This window comes from Mycobacterium sp. (assembly GCF_050701675.1).
GTDB lineage: Bacteria > Actinomycetota > Actinomycetes > Mycobacteriales > Mycobacteriaceae > Mycobacterium.
In genome coordinates, this window is sequence record NZ_JBOGDD010000580.1 from 1 (window position 1) to 4,294 (window position 4,294).

Annotated in this window: 5 protein-coding genes; all 5 read right to left on the reverse strand. The window is 66.4% G+C overall.

Translation table 11 applies throughout. From position 1 onward, the window contains the following. Window positions 1-863 (reverse strand): amidohydrolase (locus ACRDUX_RS17695; protein WP_526415325.1); only part of this gene is annotated, 863 nt, incomplete at its 3' end. A gap of 20 nt (window positions 864-883) precedes the next feature. Beyond that, entirely contained in the window at window positions 884-1,555 is a 672-nt protein-coding gene (locus ACRDUX_RS17700) for a DUF1028 domain-containing protein (RefSeq protein ID WP_526415321.1), read from the reverse strand. Next, entirely contained in the window at window positions 1,552-1,980 is a 429-nt protein-coding gene (locus ACRDUX_RS17705) for a RidA family protein (RefSeq protein ID WP_526415322.1), read from the reverse strand. Before ACRDUX_RS17705 ends, ACRDUX_RS17700 begins: the two co-directional genes overlap by 4 nt. Before the next feature lie 90 nt (window positions 1,981-2,070). Further along, complete coding sequence (locus tag ACRDUX_RS17710; RefSeq protein ID WP_526415323.1) at window positions 2,071-2,991, reverse strand: LysR substrate-binding domain-containing protein; 921 nt, start codon at window positions 2,989-2,991, stop codon at window positions 2,071-2,073. Between the two features lie 25 nt (window positions 2,992-3,016). Next, on the reverse strand, window positions 3,017-4,294 hold a 1,278-nt coding region (locus tag ACRDUX_RS17715), incomplete at its 5' end, for an amino acid permease (protein ID WP_526415324.1).

The window sequence follows — 4,294 nt, forward strand, 5'->3', positions numbered from 1 at the left end:
TCGGCGCGCCGCGTGTACGCGCCGAGCAGTCGTTCGTCGTTGCGAAATTCGGAGTACGGCTTGCTCTCCGGTTCGATCGTCAGATCGCAGCCGGTTGCGAGCGCCCCCGCAGCGAAACAGCGTTGGATGCGCGGCTCCAGTTGCTCGAGCTGGCTCAGGGTTTGTGCTCGCACGTACCAGCGGCCCTCGGTGCGTTGCGGTATCGCATTCGGTGCCTCTCCGCCGCGGGTCATCATGCCGTGGACCCGCACGTCGGACGGGAGTTGTTGGCGCAGTAGCCCGATGGCGACTTGCGCGATGGTGAAGGCGTCGGCGGCGTTGATTCCACGGTCGGGGAACGCCGCGGCGTGCGCAGCCTTTCCCTCGAACGCGATGTGGCTGTGCGACACGGCGTAGGGCTCCGCGCGTGCTACGTCGACGGGTCCGGGGTGCACCATCGCCGCGGCGTGCACGCCCGCGAACGCGTCTCGTTCGAGCATCTCGATCTTGCCGCCACCACCCTCTTCGGCAGGGGTCCCGAACACCGACAGCGTGATCCCGAGATCGTCGACGAAGGGGCTGAGAGCCAGAGCGGCGCCGGTCGAGATGGCCGCGATGACATTGTGGCCGCAGGCGTGGCCCAGGCCGGGCAAGGCGTCATATTCGGCACACAGGGCAAGGTGCAGCGGACCGCTCCCCCGGTGGGCCCGAAAGGCCGTGGGCAGTGCGACGTAGTTGGGCTCCACCGTGAACCCGGCGTCGTCGAGATCGCCTGCCACCCTCGCCGCCGAAACATGCTCTTCCCAAGCGATCTCGGGGTTCTGATGCAGATCGTGCGACAACTTCAGGATGCGATCCTGCGCCCGGTCTCCCAGGTCCAGGATCGATCGTTCCAGCGTGGCACTCACAGATCACCCGGCACGCCGTAGGACGGAGCCGCGGTGGGATCCAACCCGCGGATCCGGTAATCCCGTTTCTGGGGTTCCCATACGCTCCAGAGACGTCGGAGTTCGCCTACTGGGTCGTCATGCCAATCGACCCTGAGATCGGTGACCGGCCACGGCACGTCTTCGACGACTTGGAGGCCTGCGCTGTGCACCGGTCCGGCCTCGCCGCCTGCCTCGATGGCCGCGGCCAGGCCGTCGAGCAGTCGCCCCTCCAGGCCTTGGGCCGCAGAGCCGACGAAGCCGTCGAGCAACGACTGGATGACCGCTTCGCCGCGCAGCATGTTCCCAGCTGCCGCAGCACTTTTCGTCTGCACGTGGTAATTGATCCCCAGCGCGTGCTCGCCGGTGTGGACCGCGGTGTTGCCGCGACCATCGACGACGACGAGTTGCCGGTATGCACGGTGGTCTTCGGAAGCCAGTGCTGCGGCGAGCGCTTCCTCGGCATCGAGGTCCGAGGCGAGCGCGTCCAGCGCGATGGCACCCAGCCGCGGGTTGGTCACGTTCTGGCTCGCGACGGCGCCGACGCCGGCGCGCAGGTGAACGCAGCGTGAGGCGACGGCCGGGCTCGAGGAACAGATCACCATGCCGAACGCGCCCGAATCGTCGCGGGCCGTGAGAGAGAACGTCACGCGACACTCCCCGGATCGGCGATCACCGCGGTGGCATCGATCTCGACGAGCCACTCGGGGCGGGCGAGCGCGCTGACCACGAGCCCCGTGGAGACCGGGTGCACCCCCTTCAGCCAGCGGCCCATCACGCGGTACACCGGCTCGCGATAGCGGATGTCGACGAGGTACACCGTCACCTTCACGATGTCCTGCAGCGAGCTACCGGCTTCGGAGAGCAACATGGCGATGTTGGCCATTGCCTTCTCGGCCTGCGCCTCGACGTCCCCGATGCCGACCGATTCCCTGGTGTCGAGGTCCTGACCGATCTGACCGCGTAGGTACACCACGCCCCCGGCGACGACGGCCTGGGCGAGATCGTTGTCGAGGTTCTGCTCGGGATAGGTGTCGCGCGTGTTGAACGGCCGGATCCGGATGTGGTTGCCCATGACGTCTATCGTGGGCCGCTCACCGGGCATCTGTAAAACATTGATAACTGACAAAGCACATATGCAACAGTGATGCGTCGGGTGCCCGAGTCAGTGTGAATCGTCGCCGGCGAATATCTCACGGGCCGCCTCTTCGATGGCTCGGGCCCGTGCCGTGACCCGTACGACGTGCGCACGCGCGATCACGATCGGAAGGCCAGGAACGTCGCCGCGGATCGGCACTGCGACGACCTCACCTCCGTCGTAGGTGCCGTGGTGGGCTGGTTCCTGGTTCAGTATCGAGAATCCATGCCCGCGTGCGACCATCCCGCGCACTGTCTCGTAGCTCGCGGATCGATACTGAATTCGGGGTCTGACCCCAGCATCGATCATCATCGACTCGAAGTAGTCGCGACTGTCCGGCAGATCGAGCAGGACCATGGGTTCTGCGGCGAGGTCCACGAGATCGAGGCTGTCGGAGGTGGCCAGCGGGTGATCTCGGGCCAGCACGACGTACGGCCGGGCGACGTGGAGGACTTCGGTGTCGATGCCCTCACCCAGCCCGAGATCGTAGGTCAGCGCCACCTCGGCGGTGCCGTTGCGCAGCATGGCGCGCACCTCGTGAGCGTGGGTCTCCACGACCTCGACTTCGAGATCGGGATGTTTGGCGCCGAGTTCGGAGATGAGGCGAGGAAGCGCGAAGGGCGCGAGGGTGACGAAGCACGCCACCCGGATCCGGCCGCGTATCTCACCGGCCTGACCGCTGGCCGAATCCAGCACCTCGCCGAGGTGTTCGAGGAGCGCCCGCGTGTCTCGCAGCATCTCCTCACCCGCGGTGGTGAGGACGAGCCCGCGGGCGCGCTGCCGGATGAACAGCTGGGTGCCGATCTGGTGCTCGAGCTGTGAGACTGCCGCCGACACCGCGGACTGCGCGATCCGCAGCTCGTCGGCAGCCTTGGTCATGCTGCCGTACGTCGCCGCCTTCACGAAGTACCTCAGCTGAGTCAGCGTGACATCGGGCCGACGAACCACTCGCTCACTCCTCGTACCGGTCGAGCTACCTCTCGGTAGTAAAGACATCGGTTGCCGCGGTCGTCGACCTGGACGGTGACCGATCGGTGTCGCGCTGCTCGACCCGGAGAGGTTTGGCAGATAGGTATCCTACGGCTCCCAGCACGCCAAGGGCGGCGAGTGTGCCCAGGGTGAAGAGCTCGAATTCTCCGGCGGTGACGCCCCACACCTCCTCGAAGTCGTAGCTCAGGCCGAATAGCCGGTCCAACGTGCCAGGGAACACCGCGACCCAGCTGCCCAGGGCGACCCACGCAAAGCACAGGGCTCCCAGCGCCCGAAATCCGTTGTCGGAGACGGGGACTTTGAACGGGCGCTCGACGTCGGGAAATGCGGTGCGCAGCCGCACTGCAGCGGGGATGGCGATGACGTAGCTCAGGAGGAACGTCGAGATCGAGATGCTGAGCACGACGCCGAACACCGAAGCCGCCGATCCACTGACCTGCATGGCGACGAGCATGAAGATCGTGCCCACCACTCCGGAGAGGATGTTCACCCGCACCGGCGTGCCCAACTGAGGGTGGAATCGGCCGAAGAAGCCACGGAAGAACGCCCCGTCGGCGGCGGCCATCGCCTGCATCCGGTCGCTGATGATCATCCACGCCGAACCCTGTGTCATCAGGACCAGCACGAAGACGATGGCCGTCAGCGTGAGCATCACCGGAGCGGCCGAGCCGTAGACGCCGTAGACGGTCTTCACGGCATCCATCAACCCGCCGATGCCGGTGATGTCGTCAGCGGGTATGACCAGCAGGATGGCGGCGATCGGAAGCAGGTAGGCCGCGGCCGCGATGGAGGCCGATCGCGCGATCGCGATCGGGACGTCGCGACTTGGTTGTTTCATCTCACCGGCCGCACTGTTACCGGACTCGAAGCCCAGGTAGGAGAAGAGCAGCAACGGTGTCACCCCGAGCAATCCCGCGAGGGTCGGCGAGAAGTCGCTCGCCGTCAGACCGGCGAGTCCGTGCTGTGCGGCGTAGATGCCCGCGGTGACGATGAATACCACCAGGAACACGATCTTGAGGATGGCGCCCACGTTGGGGATCCACTTCCCCCGGCGCAGGCTGATGACCGCCGCCAGGACGGTCAGCCAGATGAAGACCAGCTTGAGGGCGTAGTCCGATACCGAACCGGGCTCGACTGGCGTGACGTACCCATTCCAGGTCTCCGCGGCGATGAAGGCGCAGGACCCCCCGACCCAGACGGGCTGCGTGATCCAGGTCAGCAACGCGGCGATGGCGGCTGCGGGCCGGCCGAAGGCCTGGCG